Here is a 17,161-nt window from a genome sequence, read left to right on the forward strand (position 1 = left end):
ATCGCTGCTTCGATGCCGACGGCAGGAACCGCGGGCCAGACCGCATCATGAGTCTCGCGCGCCATGCCAGCGACCCGGGCTTCTCGCGTGGACGGCGCCACTTCGAAGCACCGGCGCCCACGCGGGATGCGTTCCAGCGCGATCGCGATCGCATCGTGCACTCCACCGCGTTCCGGCGCCTGGTCTACAAGACCCAGGTGTTCCTGAATCACGAAGGGGATCTTTTCCGTACCCGTCTCACCCATTCGCTCGAGGTGGCGCAGCTCGGCCGCTCGATCGCCCGTGCCCTGCAGCTGAACGAGGATCTGGTCGAGGCCATCGCGCTGGCGCACGATCTTGGGCACACGCCTTTCGGCCATGCAGGCCAGGATGCGCTCGATGGCTGCATGCGGGATCACGGCGGCTTCGAACACAACCTGCAGAGCCTGCGCGTGGTGGATGAACTCGAGCACCGCTATCCGCAATACGACGGCCTCAACCTGAGCTTCGAGACCCGCGAAGGGATTCTCAAGCATTGTTCACGCGCCAACGCGGAACGCATCGAGGCGGCCGAGCCGGGCGGGGTGGCGCGGCGTTTTTGCGATCGCACCCAGCCCAGCCTCGAAGCGCAGCTGTGCAATCTCGCGGACGAGATCGCCTACAACGCGCACGATATCGACGATGGTGTTCGATCAGGCCTGATCGGCATCGAGAGCCTGGGCGAGGTCGGCCTGTTCGATCGCCATCGCCGCGAAGCGCTGGCCGATCATCCGCAGCTCCAGGGACGGCGCGTTCTCTACGAGACGATTCGGCGGATGCTGAGCGCGCAGGTCTATGACGTGATCGATGCGACGCGTGCGGCGCTCGAGCAGGCCGCGCCCGTGGACGCCGATGCGGTGCGCCGCGCGCCGCCGCTGGTGCTGTTCGGCGAGACGATGCGCGCGCAATCCACCGAACTCAAGCGCTTTCTTTTCGACAATCTGTACCGCCATGCTCGCGTGATGCAGACCGCCGATCAGGCCCAGCGCGTCGTGCGCGGGTTGTTCGCGGCCTATCTCGACGACGCGGCCGAAATGCCGGGCGCCTATGTGCAGCGGACCGATCGGCACCGGGCGGTCGCCGACTACATCGCCGGCATGACCGATCGCTTCGCGATCCGTGAATACGAGCGCCTGACAGGGCAGCGGTGGATCGAATGAGCAGCGCGCCGCGTCCTAGCAGGGCCGGTGTTCCCGCCGCGGCGTTCGCCGTCGTCATGGCTGGCGTCGCGGCCGCCTTGCACCTGGGCAAGTTGCCGCCTGCGGTGCCTGCGCTGCGGGCGACGCTGGGCATCGGGCTGGTGGAGGCGGGCTTCCTGCTTTCGCTGGTGCAGTTGGCGGGCATGACCCTCGGCCTGCTGGTCGGACTCGCGGCCGACACGATCGGACTGCGCCGCAGCATGCTGGTGGGTTTGACAGTGCTCACGGTCGCCAGCGTGCTCGGCGGCGCCGTCGGGGCTGCGGACCCGGGGGCGCACGCGGTCTTTGAGCTGCTTGCCTTGCGCGCGCTCGAAGGCGTCGGCTTTCTCCTGACCGTCATGCCGGGACCCGGCCTGATCCGCGCGCAGTCGGTGCCGCATACGGAAAAGGCGGCGCTGGGTCTCTGGGCTGCCTACATGCCGCTCGGCGTGGCGCTGGCACTGTTGTGCGGGCCTGCGCTGATCGCCTGGCTGGGCTGGCCCGGCTGGTGGTGGGTGCTGTCGTTGGTGTCGGCTGCCGCCGCTGCCTGGGTGGCACTGGCGGTGCCGGCCGACGGCTGCCGTGTGCGGGTTGCCGCCGTATCCCGGGAAGATGGGGTTGCGCGTTTGCGCGCCACGCTCGGCGCGCGTGGGCCGCGCACGCTCGCTCTCGCGTTCGCCGTCTATTCCTCGCAATGGATCGCGGTGATCGGTTTCCTGCCCGCGATCTATGCGGACGCCGACGTCCCGGCCGGCTGGAGCGCGGCGCTGACAGCGCTCGCGGCGGCCCTGAACATCGTCGGCAATGTGACCGGCGGCCGACTTCTGCAGCGAGGCGTGGCGCCCGAGCGCCTGCTTCGATGGGGCTTCGCCATCATGGCGCTCGGCGGCGTCGCCGCCTTCGCCCAGATCGGCCAGAACGCAACGGCGAGCCTTCCACCGGTGTTGCGCTACCTCGCGGTCTGCATGTTCTCGCTCGGCGGCGGCGTCGTTCCCGCCACCTTGTTCATGCTGTCGGTCCGGATCGCGCCAGGGCCTTCGACCGTCTCCGCAACGGTCGGGATGATGCAGCAGGCTTCATCGCTGGGCCAGTTCATCGCGCCGCCGGTCGTTGCCTGGATCGCACATCGCGTGGGCGGCTGGGAGTGGACCTGGATCGTGACGCTGGCCTGTTCGCTCGCAGGCATCGCACTGGCGACCCGTTTGTCTCCCGCAAGTCCCCACGCCGGCACTGCATGAGCACCGGTGCCACAATTTCAGCGATGCAGGCCAGTGCCGACACGCGGCGCTGGCTCGAAGTGGCGGTGATCGGGCTCAATCTCTGCCCCTTCGCGAAAGCGGTCCACGTCAGGCAGCAGATTCACTACGACGTGTACCTGGCGAGCGATGCAGAGGGGCTGCTCGACGCCTTGCTCGATGCAGCGCAAGAACTTGCGGCTTGCGAGCCGTCCGAACGGGATACCACTCTGTTGATTGCACCGAACACCCTGGCCGATTTTCTGGACTTCAACGACTTCGTCGTCCGCGCCGAACGCGGGCTTGCGCGCGCGGGCTTCGAGGGCCAGCTGCAGCTCGCGAACTTTCATCCGCGCTATCAATTTGCCGGTACTGACATCAATGACGTCACGAACGCGACCAATCGTTCACCGTATCCCACGCTGCACCTGTTGCGCGAGGACAGCGTGAGCCGCGCGGTCGACGCCTTTCCCGATGCCGAAGCGATCTTCGGCCGCAACATCCAGACGCTCGAGGCGCTGGGCGCCGCCGGCTGGGAGGCATTGAACGTCGGTCCGGGCAGCGCGCGATGAACAAGACGTCGAAGGCGGCGAAGGCCGACGCCGAGGTGTCCGATGCCGTGCGGCCGGGCCAGTCGCTCGAACTGCTCAAGGAACTGCACATCCTGACCCGTGAAGGCCGCCTCAACCAGGATTCACGCCGCAAACTCAAGCAGGTCTATCACCTGTTCCAGTTCATCGAGAAGCTGCTGGGTGAATTGCCGGCCGATGGCGCGCAGGCCACGCTCGCGGACCATGGCGCAGGCAAGTCCTACCTCGGCTTCATCATCTACGACCTCTTTTTTCGAGGGCGGGCCGATGGCCATGTCTATGGCATCGAGACGCGCGCGGACCTGGTTGAAAAGTCGCGGGCGCTGGCATCGCAGCTGGGATTCGAGCGCATGTCTTTTCTCAATCTCACGGTGGCCGAGTCGGCCGTCGCGGCCGCGTTGCCGGCGCGCATCGACGTGGTGACCGCGCTGCATGCCTGCGACACCGCCACCGACGACGCGATCGCGTTCGGCCTGCACAAGCAGGCGCGCTTCATGGTGCTGGTGCCCTGCTGTCAGGCCGAGATTGCGGCCTGTCTGCGCGAGAGCAAGGCCTTGCAGCTGTCGCGCACGCCATTGGCAGAACTCTGGCGCCACCCGCTGCACACGCGCGAGATCGGCAGTCAGCTCACCAACGTGCTGCGCTGCCTCTACCTGGAAGCGAACGGCTACCAGGTGACCGTGACGGAACTGGTCGGCTGGGAGCACAGCATGAAGAACGAACTCATCATCGCGCGCCATACCGGCCAGCGCAAATCCGGCGCGGCCGAGCGGCTGCTTGAATTGCTGGCCCAGTTCGGGCTCGAATCCCTGTCGACAACGCGCTTTCGCCTGCCCTGAGCAGGAGCGCCGGACTTGCGCATGGCACGCCTGCCCCGCCTGACCCTCGCCGACCAGCCGCATCACGTGATCCAGCGCGGGAACAACCGGCAGGCGATCTTCGTGGACAACGCCGACAGGGACATGCTGCTCGGCTTGCTGGGCGAGAACGCCCAGCGCCTGGGCATCGCGCTGCACGCGTACGTGTTGATGGACAACCACTTTCATCTGCTCGCCACGCCGTCGACTGCCCAGGCATTGCCGCAGTGGATGCAGGCGATCGGCCGTCGCTACGTCCGCTACTTCAATCAGCGCCACGGGCGCACCGGCACGCTCTGGGAAGGGCGCTACCGATCGACGCTGATCCAGGCCGACCGCTATCTGCTCAATTGCATGGCCTACATGGACCAGAATCCGGTGCGCGCCGGCATCGCCGCCGAAGCGGGCGACTATCCATGGTCGAGCCATGCCCACTACGCCGGGCAGCGTCACGACAAACTGCTGACGCCCCATTCGCTCTATTGGACCCTCGGCAACACCCCGTTCGCGCGCGAGGCCGCGTATGCCGAGTTGGTGCGCGCGGGCGTCCCGGCTGCCGAACAAGCCGCGCTGACCGAAGCCACCCTGCATGGCTGGGCCGCGGGTGACCCCGAATTTCTGAACTCGCTGCAGAAGGCGACAGAGCGGCGGGTGCTCAAGGCGCGACCCGGTCGACCCTCTGCGACCCGCAAATCTTCGCCCTGAGACGCGCCAGCCCACATTGGGCGTGGCCATTGCGCTATCAATTTAATATGTCCCTTATTTAATTCCGACAAATCCATTCGGTAATTAATAGTGATCTGACCCTTATTAAAAGATTTGGCATTGTTTGTGCAATGCAATATGCTCCCTTTCCCACGAAACTGAAGGAGGGCGCCCATGACGACGGCTGCCGAGATCGAATATCTCCAACAACACGGTCTGTACTCCGGTGCCGACGAACATGACGCCTGTGGCGTCGGCTTCGTCGCCCACATCAAGGGCGAGAAAAGCCACGCCATCGTCCTCCAGGGCCTGAAGATTCTCGAGAATCTGGACCATCGCGGCGCAGTGGGCGCTGACAAGCTCATGGGCGACGGCGCCGGCATCCTGATCCAGCTGCCCGACCTGCTGTACCGCGAGGAAATGGCCAAGCAGGGCGTGACGCTGCCGCCGCCCGGCGAATACGGTGTCGGCATGATCTTCCTGCCCAAGGAGCATGCGTCGCGCGAAGCGTGCGAGCAGGAAATGGAACGCGCCATCAAGGCCGAAGGCCAGGTGCTGCTGGGCTGGCGCGATGTCCCGGTCAACCGCGAGATGCCGATGTCGCCGAACGTGCGCGCCAAGGAGCCGCTGCTGCGCCAGGTCTTCATCGGCCGCGGCAACGACGTGATCGTCCAGGACGCACTGGAGCGCAAGCTCTACGTGATCCGCAAGACCGCCAGCGCCAGCATCCAGCGGCTGAAGCTCAAGCACAGCAAGGAATACTACGTGCCGAGCATGTCCAGCCGCACGGTGGTCTACAAGGGCCTGTTGCTGGCCGACCAGGTCGGCACCTACTACCTCGACCTGCAGGACAAGCGCTGCGTCTCGGCACTGGGCCTGGTGCACCAGCGCTTTTCCACCAACACCTTCCCCGAGTGGCCGCTGGCCCACCCCTACCGCTACGTCGCGCACAACGGCGAGATCAACACGGTCAAGGGCAACTACAACTGGATGAAGGCACGCGAAGGCGTGATGTCCTCGCCGGTGCTGGGCGCCGACCTACAGAAGCTCTACCCGATCAGCTTCCCCGGCCAGTCCGACACGGCCACCTTCGACAACTGCCTCGAACTGCTGACCATGGCCGGCTACCCGATCAGCCAGGCCGTGATGATGATGATCCCCGAGCCTTGGGAACAGCACGCGACCATGGATCCGCGTCGCCGCGCGTTCTACGAATACCACGCCGCGATGCTGGAGCCCTGGGACGGCCCGGCCTCGATCGTCTTCACCGACGGCCGCCAGATCGGCGCCACGCTCGACCGCAACGGCCTGCGGCCTTCGCGCTATTGCGTGACCGACGACGACCTCGTCATCATGGCCTCCGAGTCGGGCGTGCTGCCCGTGCCCGAGCAGAAGATCGTCCGCAAGTGGCGCCTGCAGCCCGGCAAGATGTTCCTGATCGACCTCGAACAGGGCCGCATGATCGACGACGAGGAGGTCAAGTCCACCCTCGCCAACAGCAAGCCCTACAAGCAGTGGATCGAGAACCTGCGCATCAAGCTCGACAGTGTCGAGGCCGAGGCGATCCAGGCGCCGCTGAGCCAGGTCGGCTTGCTCGATCGCCAGCAGGCCTTCGGCTACACGCAGGAAGACATCAAGTTCCTCATGAGCCCGATGGCGCAGGCCGGCGAGGAAGGCATCGGCTCGATGGGCAACGACAGTCCGCTGGCCGTGCTGTCCAACAAGAACAAGCCGCTCTACAACTACTTCAAGCAGCTGTTCGCTCAGGTCACGAACCCGCCGATCGATCCGATCCGCGAGGCGATCGTGATGTCGCTGGTGTCCTTCATCGGCCCGAAGCCGAACCTGCTCGACATCAACCAGGTCAACCCGCCGATGCGGCTCGAAGTGAGCCAGCCGATCCTCGACTTCGCCGACATGGCGAAGCTGCGCGACATCGGCAAGTACACGCAAGGCAAGTTCAAGAGCTATGTGCTCGACATCACCTATCCGCTCGCCTGGGGCGAAGAGGGTGTCGAGGCCAAGCTGGCGTCGCTGTGCGCCGAGGCGGTCGATGCGATCAAGGGCGGTCACAACATCCTGATCGTGAGCGATCGCGCCGTCAGTCCGACGCAGATCGCGATCCCCGCGGCGCTCGCGCTCTCGGCCATCCACCAGTACCTGGTGCGCGAAGGCCTGCGGACCACGGCCGGCCTCGTGGTCGAGACCGGCTCGGCACGCGAGGTCCATCACTTCGGCGTGCTGGCAGGCTACGGCGCGGAAGCCGTGCACCCCTACCTCGCGATGGAAACGCTGGCCGCGATGCACGAGGACCTGCCCGGCGACCTGAGCGCGGACAAGGCGATCTACAACTACGTCAAGGCGGTCGGCAAGGGTCTGTCCAAGATCATGTCGAAGATGGGCGTCAGCACCTACATGAGCTACTGCGGCGCGCAGCTGTTCGAGGCCATCGGCCTCAACAGCGACACGGTCGCCAAGTACTTCACCGGCACCGCGAGCCGGGTCGAGGGCATCGGCGTGTTCGAGATCGCGCAGGAAGCGATCCGCATGCACAAGGCCGCGTTCGGCGACGATCCGGTGCTCGCCCACATGCTCGATGCCGGCGGCGAATACGCCTGGCGCACGCGCGGCGAAGAGCACATGTGGACGCCCGACGCGATCGCCAAGCTGCAGCACAGCACGCGCGCCAACAACTTCAACACCTACAAGGAATACGCGCAGCTCATCAACGACCAGAACCGCCGGCACCTCACGCTGCGCGGCCTGTTCGAGTTCAGGATCGATCCGGCCAAGGCGATTCCGGTCGACGAGGTCGAGCCCGCGGCCGAGATCGTCAAGCGCTTCGCGACCGGTGCGATGTCGCTCGGCTCCATCAGCACCGAAGCGCACTCGACGCTCGCCGTCGCGATGAACCGTATCGGCGGCAAGAGCAACACCGGCGAAGGCGGCGAGGATCCGAACCGCTATCGCAACGAGCTCAAGGGCATCCCGATCAAGGTCGGCGACACACTCAAGAGCGTGATCGGCGAGGCCAATGTCGAGGTCGACCTGCCGCTCGAGGCCGGCGACTCGCTGCGTTCGCGCATCAAGCAGGTGGCGTCCGGGCGCTTCGGCGTCACCGCCGAATACCTGGCGTCGGCCGACCAGCTGCAGATCAAGATGGCGCAGGGCGCCAAGCCCGGCGAAGGCGGCCAGCTGCCGGGCGGCAAGGTGTCCAACTACATCGGCCAGCTGCGCTACTCGGTGCCTGGCGTCGGCCTGATCTCGCCACCGCCGCACCACGACATCTACTCGATCGAAGACCTGGCGCAACTGATCCACGATCTGAAGAACGTCGCGCCGCACGCGAGCGTCAGCGTCAAGCTGGTGAGCGAGGTCGGCGTCGGCACCATCGCGGCCGGCGTGGCCAAGTGCAAGAGCGACCACGTCGTGATCGCGGGCCATGACGGCGGCACGGGCGCGTCGCCGTGGTCGTCGATCAAGCACGCCGGCAGCCCCTGGGAAATCGGCCTGGCCGAAACCCAGCAGACGCTGGTGCTCAACCGCCTGCGCGGCCGCATCCGCGTGCAGGCCGACGGCCAGATGAAGACCGGGCGCGACGTCGCGATCGGCGCGCTGCTCGGTGCCGACGAGTTCGGCTTCGCGACCGCGCCGCTGGTGGTCGAGGGCTGCATCATGATGCGCAAGTGCCATCTCAACACCTGCCCGGTCGGCGTCGCCACGCAGGACCCGGTGCTGCGCAAGAAGTTCTCGGGCAAGCCCGAGCACGTGGTGAACTTCTTCTTCTTCGTCGCCGAGGAAGTGCGCCAGATCATGGCGCAACTGGGCGTGCGCAAGTTCGACGACCTGATCGGCCGCGCCGACCTGCTCGACACGCGCCAGGGCATCGAGCACTGGAAGGCGCGCGGCCTCAACTTCAGCCGCCTGTTCGCCCAGCCGAACGTGCCCGCCGACGTGCCGCGCCATCACGTCGAGAACCAGGACCATGGCCTCGAGAAGAGCCTCGACAACAAGCTCATCGAGCGGTCGCGGCCGGCGATCGAGAAGGGCGAGAAGGTCCAGTTCATCGAAGTGGCGCGCAACGTCAACCGCTCGGTGGGGGCCATGCTCTCGGGTGCGCTGACCAAGGTCCATCCGCAGGGCCTGCCGGACGACAGCATCCGCATCCAGCTCGAAGGCACGGGTGGCCAGTCCTTCGGCGCCTTCCTGGCGCGCGGCATCACGCTCTACCTGATCGGCGATGCCAACGACTACACCGGCAAGGGCCTCTCGGGTGGTCGCGTGGTGGTGCGCCCCAGTCTCGACTTCCGCGGCGAGGCGGTGCGCAACACCATCGTCGGCAACACCGCGCTCTATGGTGCGACCACGGGCGAGGCCTACCTCTGCGGCGTGGCGGGCGAGCGCTTCGCGGTGCGCCTGTCGGGCGCCACCGCGGTGGTCGAAGGCACCGGCGACCATGGCTGCGAATACATGACCGGCGGCACGGTCGCCGTGCTCGGCAAGACCGGGCGCAACTTCGCCGCCGGCATGAGCGGCGGTCTTGCTTTCGTCTACGACGAGGACGGCCAGTTCGCGTCGCGCTGCAACCTGGCGATGGTGTCGCTCGACAAGGTGCTGACCTCGGCCGAACAGATCGCGAGCATGCATCGCAAGATCTGGCACGACGGCGAGACCGACGAAGCGCAGCTCAGGAAGCTGCTCGAGGATCATCACCGCTGGACCGGCAGCAAGCGTGCGCGCGAACTGCTCGACAACTGGGCCGTCTCGCGCACGAGGTTCGTGAAGGTCTTCCCCAACGAATACAAGCGGGCGCTGGCCGAGATCCACGATCGCAAGGTCGAACTCACGAGCAGCGGCAATAACGCCCATGTGGGCCTCGAGCCGCACGCGATGGCCAAGCCCGTGGCTGCCTGAAGGCGGCGAGCACACAAGAACAGGACAGCACGATGGGAAAGATTACTGGCTTCATGGAGCACGAGCGTGTCGAAGAGGGCTACAAGCCCGTCGCCGAGCGTATCAAGCACTACAAGGAATTCGTTGTCGGCCTCGACCCCGCTCAGGCCCAGGTGCAGGGCGCACGCTGCATGGATTGCGGCACGCCGTTCTGCAACAGCGGCTGCCCGGTCAACAACATCATTCCGGACTTCAACGACCTCGTCTATCGCGACGACTGGCAGAGCGCCTTCACCGTGCTCGATTCGACCAACAACTTCCCGGAGTTCACCGGCCGTATCTGCCCCGCACCCTGCGAGGCGGCCTGCGTGCTCAACGTGAACGACGACCCCGTCGGCATCAAGTCGATCGAGCACGCGATCATCGACCGCGCCTGGGACGAAGGCTGGGTCGCGGCCCGCCCGTCCAAGCACAAGACCGGCAAGAAGGTCGCCGTGGTCGGTTCCGGGCCGGCCGGCATGGCGGCCGCGCAGCAGCTCGCGCGCGTCGGCCACGATGTCACCCTGTTCGAGAAGAACGATCGCATCGGCGGCCTGCTGCGCTACGGCATTCCCGACTTCAAGATGGAGAAGTCGCACATCGATCGCCGCGTCGAGCAGATGAAGGCCGAAGGCGTGAGCTTTCGCATCGGCGTGATGGTCGGTGCCGCCAAGGATCCGCTGGGCAAGGGCTCCAAGGTTACCAACTGGGCCAAGGAAATCGTCACGCCCGAGCAGCTCGAGCGCGAGTTCGATGCGGTGTTGCTCACCGGCGGTGCCGAGCAATCGCGCGATCTGCCCGTGCCCGGCCGCGACCTCGACGGCATTCACTTCGCGATGGAATTCCTGCCGCAGCAGAACAAGGTCAATGCCGGCGACAAGGTCAAGGGTCAGCTGCGTGCCGACGGCAAGCATGTGATCGTGATCGGCGGCGGCGATACCGGCTCCGACTGCGTGGGCACCAGCAACCGCCACGGTGCGGCGAGCGTGACCCAGTTCGAGCTGATGCCGCAGCCGCCGGAAGAAGAGAACCGTCCGCTGACCTGGCCCTACTGGCCCTACAAGTTGCGCACCAGTTCCAGCCACGAGGAAGGATGCGAGCGCGAGTTCGCGATCTCGACCAAGGAATTCGTCGGCGAGAAGGGCAAGCTGACCGGCCTCAAGACGGTCCGGGTCGAGTGGAAGGACGGCAAGATGGTCGAGGTCGCGGGCAGCGAGCAACTGCTCAAGGCCGATCTCGTTCTGCTGGCGATGGGCTTCGTGAGCCCGGTCGGCAACGTGCTGGATGCCTTCGGTGTCGCGAAGGACGCGCGCGGCAATGCGAAGGCCAGTGTCGACTTCATCGGCGGTTACGCGACCAACGTGCCGAAGGTCTTCGCCGCGGGCGATATTCGTCGCGGCCAGTCGCTGGTGGTCTGGGCCATTCGCGAAGGGCGGCAAGCGGCTCGCTCGGTCGACGAGTTTTTGATGGGTTTTAGCGATTTGCCTCGGTAGACCCCCGGCCCGGCGAAGCCGGTTCCGTGGTGTTTCTGGAACGGGGGCCTGACACTCTTGGTCAGGGTCGGGCGAGGGCCCGCGCTTCATTTATCATGGCTGGTCACCGCGAGCCGGGATGCCTGAGGGCGCCCCGGCTTTTCTGTTGCTATGGACCCTTCTGCCACTTCCCTTGTTGAATTTCGCGACATTGCCTTCGGCTACGGCGCGCGAGCGATCCTCGACGGTGTTTCGTTCGCCGTGCCGCGCGGCAAGGTGACGGCGCTGATGGGCGCATCGGGTGGCGGCAAGACCACGGTGCTGCGGCTGATCGGCGGGCAGCTGCGCGCGCAGCGCGGCGAGGTGCTGATGGATGGGCAGGATGTGGGCAAGCTCGGCAACGACGCGCTCTATGCCGCGCGCCGTCGCATGGGCATGCTGTTTCAGTTCGGCGCCCTCTTCACCGACATGAGCGTGTTCGACAACGTCGCGTTTCCGCTGCGCGAGCACACCCGCCTGCCCGAAGCGCTGATCCGCGACATCGTGCTCATGAAGCTCGATGCGGTCGGATTGCGCGGTGCGCGGCAGTTGATGCCGAGCGAGGTGTCCGGCGGCATGGCACGGCGCGTGGCGCTGGCGCGCGCGATCGCACTCGACCCCGATCTCGTGATGTACGACGAACCCTTCGCCGGGCTCGACCCGATCTCGCTCGGCACCGCGGCGCGCCTGATCCGGCAACTCAACGACGCGCTCGGTCTGACCAGCATCGTGGTGTCGCACGACCTCGAAGAGACTTTCCGCATCGCCGACCACGTGATCATCCTGGCCAACGGCCGCATCGCCGCAGAGGGCAAGCCGGATGAGGTGCGCCGCAGCACCGATGCGCTGGTGCACCAGTTCGTCAATGCGCTGCCGGACGGGCCGGTGCATTTCCACTATCCCGGCGTCAGCGTCGAGGACGATTTCGGGAACGCGCAAGGAGGCCGGACATGAGCGCCGCGCCGGACCGCTCCAAGCAAGCTCGCTCCCGCCCGGCGGGAAGGCGCGAAGCGCCAAGGGTGCACCCATGAGCTGGTACCGGCCTTCGGACGTGGGCTTCGCGGTGCGCAGCAAGCTCGCCGATCTGGGCCTGGGCGCGCGGCTGTTCCTGCGCCTGCTGGTGCAGGGCGCGCGCAGCCTGCGCCGCTTCGGCCTAGTGCGCGACCAGATCCATTTCCTCGGCAACTACTCGCTCGCGATCATCGCCGTCTCGGGCCTGTTCGTCGGCTTCGTGCTCGGGCTGCAGGGCTACTACACGCTGCAGCGCTATGGCTCGTCGGAGGCGCTCGGCCTGCTGGTGGCGCTGAGCCTGGTGCGCGAACTGGGGCCGGTGGTGGCCGCGCTGCTCTTCGCCGGCCGCGCGGGCACCTCGCTGACCGCGGAGATCGGTCTCATGAAAGCCGGCGAGCAATTGAGCGCGATGGAAATGATGGCGGTCGATCCGGTGCAGCGAATCCTCGCGCCGCGCTTCTGGGCCGGCGTGATCACCATGCCGCTCCTGGCCGCCGTGTTCAGCGCGGTCGGGGTGTTCGGCGGCTACGTCGTCGGCGTGCTGATGCTGGGCGTGGACCCGGGTGCGTTCTGGGGTCAGATGCAGGGCGGCGTCGACGTCTGGCGCGATGTGGGCAACGGCGTGGTCAAGAGCATCGTGTTCGGCCTGACCGTGACCTTCGTCGCGCTGCTCGAAGGCTACGACGCGCAGCCCACGCCCGAAGGCGTGTCGCGCGCGACCACGCGGACCGTGGTGGTCGCGTCGCTGGCAGTGCTGGGCCTCGACTTCCTGCTGACGGCCATGATGTTCAGCATCTAGTAAAACTGATCAAAAGAGCGCAACACATGCAACGTTCCAACAAAGACATCTGGGTCGGCCTGTTCGTGCTGATCGGCGCGGCGGCGCTGCTGTTCCTGGCGCTCCAGTCGGCCAATCTGCTGAGCCTCAATTTCCAAAAGACCTACACCGTGACGGCGCGCTTCGACAACATCGGCGGCCTGAAGCCGCAGACGGCCGTGAAGAGCGCCGGCGTGGTGGTGGGACGTGTCGATTCGATCACGTTCGACGACAAGAACTTTCAGGCCAGCGTGACGCTGGCGCTGCAAAGCCGGTACAGTTTTCCGAAGGACAGTTCGCTCAAGATCCTGACCAGCGGCTTGCTCGGCGAGCAGTACATCGGGATCGAGGCGGGTGCCGACGCAAAAAATCTTCAGCCGGGCGATACCATCACCGCCACCCAGTCAGCTGTGGTCCTGGAAAATCTGATCAGCCAGTTCCTCTACAGCAAGGCCGCCGAAGGCAGCAGTCCGCCGCCCGGCAATAGCAACAAGAAATGACAACACGACCTCTTCCGGCCTTGTGGGCCGCCATCCGCGAGGCAGCGCCCCGCTTCCGGCAGACCGGCGCCGCCGCCGTGCTGATCCTGGTGACCGGCTGCGCGACCGAGCCCAACGCCAATCCGCACGATCCGTTCGAGCCTTTCAACCGCGGTGTCTGGCGCTTCAACGACACGGTCGACAACGCCGTCGTGCGTCCGGTCGCGGTGGCCTACCGCGACGTGCTGCCCTCGCCGGTGCGCACCGGCGTCAACAATTTCTTCGGCAACCTGAGCGACGTGTGGAGCTTCGCCAACAGCGTGCTGCAACTCAAGCTGGAAAGCAGCGCGCAGAACTTCATGCGCGTGAACGTCAACACCTTCTTCGGCCTGGGCGGCCTGCTCGACGTTGCCTCCGAAGCCGGCATCGATCGCCACAATGAGGATTTCGGCCAGACGCTGGGACGCTGGGGCGTGCCGAGCGGCCCCTACCTGGTGCTGCCGGTGCTGGGCCCGTCGACCGTGCGCGACACCGCGGCCTTGCCTGTCGACTGGAAGGGCGATCTTCTGACGCAGATCGACAATGTTCCGGTGCGCAATTCGCTGTATGTGCTGCGCGGCGTCGACATTCGCTCGAACCTGCTGCGTGCCGGCCAGCTGCTGGACGACGCGGCGCTCGACAAGTATTCGTTCACGCGCGATGCGTTCCTGCAGCGCCGCCGCAACGATGTCTATGACGGCAATCCACCGGACGATGACAACGGCAAGTAAGTCGATTGCATCCGGTTGCAGGCCTTCGCGCCCGCTCTGGAACCCTGCCATCGCGCCGTGTCTCCAACCCGCCACGGCCCCTCGGACCGACATTTGAAACAAGGGATTTATTCGATGAATCAGATTCTCCAACGCCGTTCGCTCGGACGCTTTGCGCTCGCCAGCCTGCTGCTGCTGGGCGCGGCCGTCTTTTTCGTGCAGCCGGCCCGTGCCGCCGACGAAGCCCCCGACGCACTCGTGAAGCGTCTTTCCTCCGACGTGCTCGAAACCATCAAGGCCGACAAGTCGATCAAGGCCGGCGACGTCAACAAGATCATGGCGCTGGTCGACAGCAAGATCATGCCGAACGTGGACTTCCAGCGCATGACCGCATCGGCGGTCGGCCCCGCCTGGCGCCAGGCCACGCCCGAGCAGCAGCAACAACTGGAGCAGGAATTCAAGACCCTGCTGGTGCGCACGTATGCCGGTGCGCTCGACCAGGTCAGCGACCAGACGGTGACCGTGCGTCCGTTCCGCGGCTCGACCGACGACAAGGAAGTGCTCGTGCGCACCGAGGTCCGGGGCAGCGGCGATCCCGTGCAGCTGGACTACCGGCTCGAGAAGACACCGGGCGAGGCCGGCGGCTGGAAGATCTTCAACCTCAACGTGCTCGGCGTCTGGCTGGTCGATACCTACCGCACGCAGTTCTCGCAGCAGATCAACAGCAAGGGCATCGACGGCCTGATCGCTGCGCTGGCGGCGCGCAACAAGAGCAACAGCAAGAGCTGAGCGAGAACCCGATGCTGGTCCTGCCACCGAAGCTGACACACGACGAAGCGCCTGCCTGCGTGCACATGCTCCAGCAGGGGCTCGCCGGGCAGGCCGAGACGTCCACGGTGGTGGACGCGAGTGCTTTGACGCAGTTCGATTCGTCGGCGCTTGCCGTGCTGCTCGAATGCCGCCGCGATGCGCGCGCCCGCGACCGCGGTTTCTCGGTCAAGGGCCTGCCTCCGCGCCTGCGCGAGTTGGCCGCGTTGTATGGCGTCGCGGGCCTTTTGCCGGCCGCGCCCTAGAGAACGGCGTCGGCCCCTAAAATGGCGGGTTGCCTATGCCCGCGATCTCTTTCCAATCGGTCTCCAAGACCTACCCCGCCTCGCGACAGCAGCGTGCCCAGGGACACCCTGGTCTTCGAGCCGTCGACAACGTCACGTTCCAGATCGAGGAGGGCGAGTTCTTCGGCCTGCTGGGGCCCAACGGCGCGGGCAAGACGACGCTGATCAGCATGCTGGCGGGCCTGTCGCGCCCGAGTTCGGGGTCCATCCAGGTTCATGGCTTCGACGTGCAGCGCGATTACGCCGAAGCGCGCCGGCAGCTCGGCGTGGTGCCGCAGGAACTCGTCTTCGATCCTTTCTTCAACGTCCGCGAGGCGCTGCGCATCCAGTCGGGCTATTTCGGCATCAGGAACAACGACGCCTGGATCGACGAATTGCTGCACAGCCTCGGCCTGGCCGACAAGGCCACGGCCAACATGCGCCAGCTCTCCGGTGGCATGAAGCGCCGCGTGCTGGTCGCGCAGGCGCTGGTGCACAAGCCGCCGGTGATCGTGCTGGACGAACCCACCGCCGGCGTCGATGTCGAATTGCGGCAGACCCTGTGGCAGTTCATCGCCAAGCTCAACAAAGAGGGCAGCACCGTGCTGTTGACCACCCATTACCTCGAAGAGGCCGAGGCGCTGTGCCATCGCATCGCGATGCTCAAGCAGGGCCGCGTGATCGCGCTGGACCGCACCAGCGAGCTGCTGCGCTCGGCCGCCAGCAACGTGTTGCGTTTCAAGACCGACGGCATGCTGCCCTGGGCGATCGCGCAGCACGCGCGCATCACCGGCCGCATCGTGCAACTGCCGGCCCAGAATGCGCTCGAAGTCGAGCAATTGCTGGCCGCCATCCGCGAGGCCGGCCTGGCCGTCGAGGATGTCGAGATGCGCAAGGCCGATCTGGAGGATGTGTTCATCGACCTGATGGCGGGTGAGCAGACGCCGCTGGAGGTGGCGAGATGATGATCAGTGCGCTTGGGTGGCGCGCCTTGCTCTACAAGGAAACGCTGCGCTTCTGGAAGGTCGGCTTCCAGACCGTCGGCGCTCCGGTGCTGACCGCCGTGCTCTACCTGCTGGTCTTCGGCCACGCGCTCGAAGACCACGTCAAGGTCTACGGCACGGTGCGCTACACGGCCTTCCTCGTGCCCGGGCTCGTGATGATGAGCGTGCTGCAGAACGCGTTCGCCAACAGTTCTTCGTCGATCATCCAGAGCAAGATCATGGGCAGCCTGGTGTTCGTGCTGCTGACGCCGCTGTCGCACTGGGGCATGTTCCTCGCCTACGTCGGCTCGTCGCTCGTGCGCGGGCTGGCGGTCGGCGTGGGCGTCTTCGTCGTGACGGCTTTCTTCGCGGTGCCCAGCTTCGTTGCGCCGGTATGGATCCTGGTGTTCGCATTCCTGGGCGCGGCCATGCTGGGCACGCTGGGGCTGATCGCCGGCCTGTGGGCCGAGAAGTTCGATCAGATGGCGATGTTCCAGAATTTCCTGATCATGCCGATGACCTTCCTGTCGGGCGTGTTCTATTCGATCGGTTCGCTGCCGCCCTTCTGGCAGACGGTGAGCCACCTGAATCCGTTCTTCTACATGATCGACGGCTTCCGCTACGGCTTCTTCGGCGTCAGCGACGCCTCGCCGTGGCTGAGCCTCGCCATCGTCGGCGTCGCCTGGCTGGTTGTCAGCGCGATCGCCGTCCATCTTCTGCGCATCGGGTACAAAATCCGGGGCTGAACCCATGACCGCCGAAGAACTTCAATCCATCATCCAGTCCAGCCTGCGCTGCGAGCACATCGCGCTCGAGGGCGACGGCCGCCACTGGTACGCCACCATCGTCTCGCCCGAATTCGAAGGCCAGCGCGCCATCCAGCGACACCAGCGCGTCTACGCGACCCTCGGTGCCAAAATGCACACCGACGAGGTGCATGCGCTGTCGATGAAGACCTACACACCGGCCGAATGGGCCAATCAACCCTCCTAGTTTTCTCGCTGG

Annotated in this window: 16 protein-coding genes; all 16 read left to right on the top strand. The window is 65.9% G+C overall.

Annotation, left to right across the window (positions count from 1 at the left end; all coding sequences use genetic code 11):
• The first annotated feature begins 47 nt into the window (after positions 1-47).
• Positions 48-1,178 carry a deoxyguanosinetriphosphate triphosphohydrolase gene (locus WDLP6_RS05545; RefSeq protein ID WP_162591552.1) on the top strand — a complete coding sequence of 377 codons (1,131 nt, stop codon included), beginning with the start codon at positions 48-50 and terminating at the stop codon, positions 1,176-1,178.
• A complete protein-coding gene (locus WDLP6_RS05550; RefSeq protein ID WP_162591553.1) occupies positions 1,175-2,434 on the top strand; it encodes an MFS transporter in 1,260 nt (419 codons plus the stop codon). Before WDLP6_RS05545 ends, WDLP6_RS05550 begins: the two co-directional genes overlap by 4 nt.
• Positions 2,431-3,003: a DUF1415 domain-containing protein gene (locus WDLP6_RS05555; protein WP_162591554.1), complete on the top strand. Its 573-nt coding sequence runs from the start codon at positions 2,431-2,433 to the stop codon at positions 3,001-3,003. Before WDLP6_RS05550 ends, WDLP6_RS05555 begins: the two co-directional genes overlap by 4 nt.
• Positions 3,000-3,860 (top strand): class I SAM-dependent methyltransferase, encoded by an 861-nt coding sequence (locus tag WDLP6_RS05560; RefSeq protein WP_162591555.1) that lies wholly within the window; start codon positions 3,000-3,002, stop codon positions 3,858-3,860. The genes WDLP6_RS05555 and WDLP6_RS05560 overlap by 4 nt, the downstream gene beginning before the upstream one ends.
• 21 nt (positions 3,861-3,881) lie before the next feature.
• Positions 3,882-4,583 carry a transposase gene (locus WDLP6_RS05565; protein ID WP_162591556.1) on the top strand — a complete coding sequence of 234 codons (702 nt, stop codon included), beginning with the start codon at positions 3,882-3,884 and terminating at the stop codon, positions 4,581-4,583.
• 174 nt (positions 4,584-4,757) lie between these two features.
• Complete coding sequence (locus WDLP6_RS05570) at positions 4,758-9,497, top strand: glutamate synthase-related protein (RefSeq protein WP_162591557.1); 4,740 nt, start codon at positions 4,758-4,760, stop codon at positions 9,495-9,497.
• A gap of 32 nt (positions 9,498-9,529) precedes the next feature.
• Positions 9,530-11,008: a glutamate synthase subunit beta gene (locus WDLP6_RS05575; RefSeq protein WP_162591558.1), complete on the top strand. Its 1,479-nt coding sequence runs from the start codon at positions 9,530-9,532 to the stop codon at positions 11,006-11,008.
• Positions 11,009-11,158: 150 nt separating this feature from the next.
• Positions 11,159-11,980 carry an ABC transporter ATP-binding protein gene (locus WDLP6_RS05580; RefSeq protein WP_162591559.1) on the top strand — a complete coding sequence of 274 codons (822 nt, stop codon included), beginning with the start codon at positions 11,159-11,161 and terminating at the stop codon, positions 11,978-11,980.
• Positions 11,981-12,053: 73 nt separating this feature from the next.
• Positions 12,054-12,836, top strand: a complete 783-nt coding sequence (gene mlaE / locus WDLP6_RS05585) for a lipid asymmetry maintenance ABC transporter permease subunit MlaE (protein WP_162566182.1) — start codon at positions 12,054-12,056, stop codon at positions 12,834-12,836.
• 26 nt (positions 12,837-12,862) lie between these two features.
• Positions 12,863-13,354, top strand: coding sequence for an outer membrane lipid asymmetry maintenance protein MlaD (mlaD, locus tag WDLP6_RS05590; RefSeq protein WP_162566183.1), 492 nt, complete (start codon positions 12,863-12,865; stop codon positions 13,352-13,354).
• Positions 13,351-14,103: an MlaA family lipoprotein gene (locus tag WDLP6_RS05595; RefSeq protein WP_162591560.1), complete on the top strand. Its 753-nt coding sequence runs from the start codon at positions 13,351-13,353 to the stop codon at positions 14,101-14,103. Before mlaD ends, WDLP6_RS05595 begins: the two co-directional genes overlap by 4 nt.
• Before the next feature lie 114 nt (positions 14,104-14,217).
• Positions 14,218-14,871, top strand: a complete 654-nt coding sequence (locus tag WDLP6_RS05600; protein WP_162566185.1) for an MlaC/ttg2D family ABC transporter substrate-binding protein — start codon at positions 14,218-14,220, stop codon at positions 14,869-14,871.
• Positions 14,872-14,882: 11 nt separating this feature from the next.
• Positions 14,883-15,155: an STAS domain-containing protein gene (locus WDLP6_RS05605; protein ID WP_162566186.1), complete on the top strand. Its 273-nt coding sequence runs from the start codon at positions 14,883-14,885 to the stop codon at positions 15,153-15,155.
• Positions 15,156-15,190: 35 nt separating this feature from the next.
• Complete coding sequence (locus tag WDLP6_RS05610; RefSeq protein WP_162566187.1) at positions 15,191-16,138, top strand: ABC transporter ATP-binding protein; 948 nt, start codon at positions 15,191-15,193, stop codon at positions 16,136-16,138.
• Entirely contained in the window at positions 16,138-16,902 is a 765-nt protein-coding gene (locus tag WDLP6_RS05615) for an ABC transporter permease (RefSeq protein WP_162570351.1), read from the top strand. The genes WDLP6_RS05610 and WDLP6_RS05615 overlap by 1 nt, the downstream gene beginning before the upstream one ends.
• Before the next feature lie 4 nt (positions 16,903-16,906).
• Entirely contained in the window at positions 16,907-17,149 is a 243-nt protein-coding gene (locus tag WDLP6_RS05620; RefSeq protein WP_162591561.1) for a BolA family protein, read from the top strand.
• Positions 17,150-17,161: the final 12 nt, after the last annotated feature.

The organism is Variovorax sp. PBL-E5 (assembly GCF_901827185.1).
GTDB lineage: Bacteria > Pseudomonadota > Gammaproteobacteria > Burkholderiales > Burkholderiaceae_C > Variovorax.

Excerpts from the sequence above, each read along its gene's own strand:
- WDLP6_RS05605 (WP_162566186.1), top strand. The coding sequence starts at position 14,883 with ATGCTGGTCCTGCCACCGAAGCTGACACACGACGAAGCGCCTGCCTGC.
- WDLP6_RS05575 (WP_162591558.1), top strand. The coding sequence starts at position 9,530 with ATGGGAAAGATTACTGGCTTCATGGAGCACGAGCGTGTCGAAGAGGGC.
- WDLP6_RS05610 (WP_162566187.1), top strand. The coding sequence starts at position 15,191 with ATGCCCGCGATCTCTTTCCAATCGGTCTCCAAGACCTACCCCGCCTCG.
- WDLP6_RS05565 (WP_162591556.1), top strand. The coding sequence starts at position 3,882 with ATGGCACGCCTGCCCCGCCTGACCCTCGCCGACCAGCCGCATCACGTG.
- WDLP6_RS05600 (WP_162566185.1), top strand. The coding sequence starts at position 14,218 with ATGAATCAGATTCTCCAACGCCGTTCGCTCGGACGCTTTGCGCTCGCC.
- WDLP6_RS05560 (WP_162591555.1), top strand. The coding sequence starts at position 3,000 with ATGAACAAGACGTCGAAGGCGGCGAAGGCCGACGCCGAGGTGTCCGAT.
- WDLP6_RS05545 (WP_162591552.1), top strand. The coding sequence starts at position 48 with ATGAGTCTCGCGCGCCATGCCAGCGACCCGGGCTTCTCGCGTGGACGG.
- WDLP6_RS05615 (WP_162570351.1), top strand. The coding sequence starts at position 16,138 with ATGATCAGTGCGCTTGGGTGGCGCGCCTTGCTCTACAAGGAAACGCTG.
- mlaD (WP_162566183.1), top strand. The coding sequence starts at position 12,863 with ATGCAACGTTCCAACAAAGACATCTGGGTCGGCCTGTTCGTGCTGATC.
- WDLP6_RS05595 (WP_162591560.1), top strand. The coding sequence starts at position 13,351 with ATGACAACACGACCTCTTCCGGCCTTGTGGGCCGCCATCCGCGAGGCA.
- WDLP6_RS05570 (WP_162591557.1), top strand. The coding sequence starts at position 4,758 with ATGACGACGGCTGCCGAGATCGAATATCTCCAACAACACGGTCTGTAC.
- WDLP6_RS05620 (WP_162591561.1), top strand. The coding sequence starts at position 16,907 with ATGACCGCCGAAGAACTTCAATCCATCATCCAGTCCAGCCTGCGCTGC.
- mlaE (WP_162566182.1), top strand. The coding sequence starts at position 12,054 with ATGAGCTGGTACCGGCCTTCGGACGTGGGCTTCGCGGTGCGCAGCAAG.
- WDLP6_RS05555 (WP_162591554.1), top strand. The coding sequence starts at position 2,431 with ATGAGCACCGGTGCCACAATTTCAGCGATGCAGGCCAGTGCCGACACG.
- WDLP6_RS05550 (WP_162591553.1), top strand. The coding sequence starts at position 1,175 with ATGAGCAGCGCGCCGCGTCCTAGCAGGGCCGGTGTTCCCGCCGCGGCG.
- WDLP6_RS05580 (WP_162591559.1), top strand. The coding sequence starts at position 11,159 with ATGGACCCTTCTGCCACTTCCCTTGTTGAATTTCGCGACATTGCCTTC.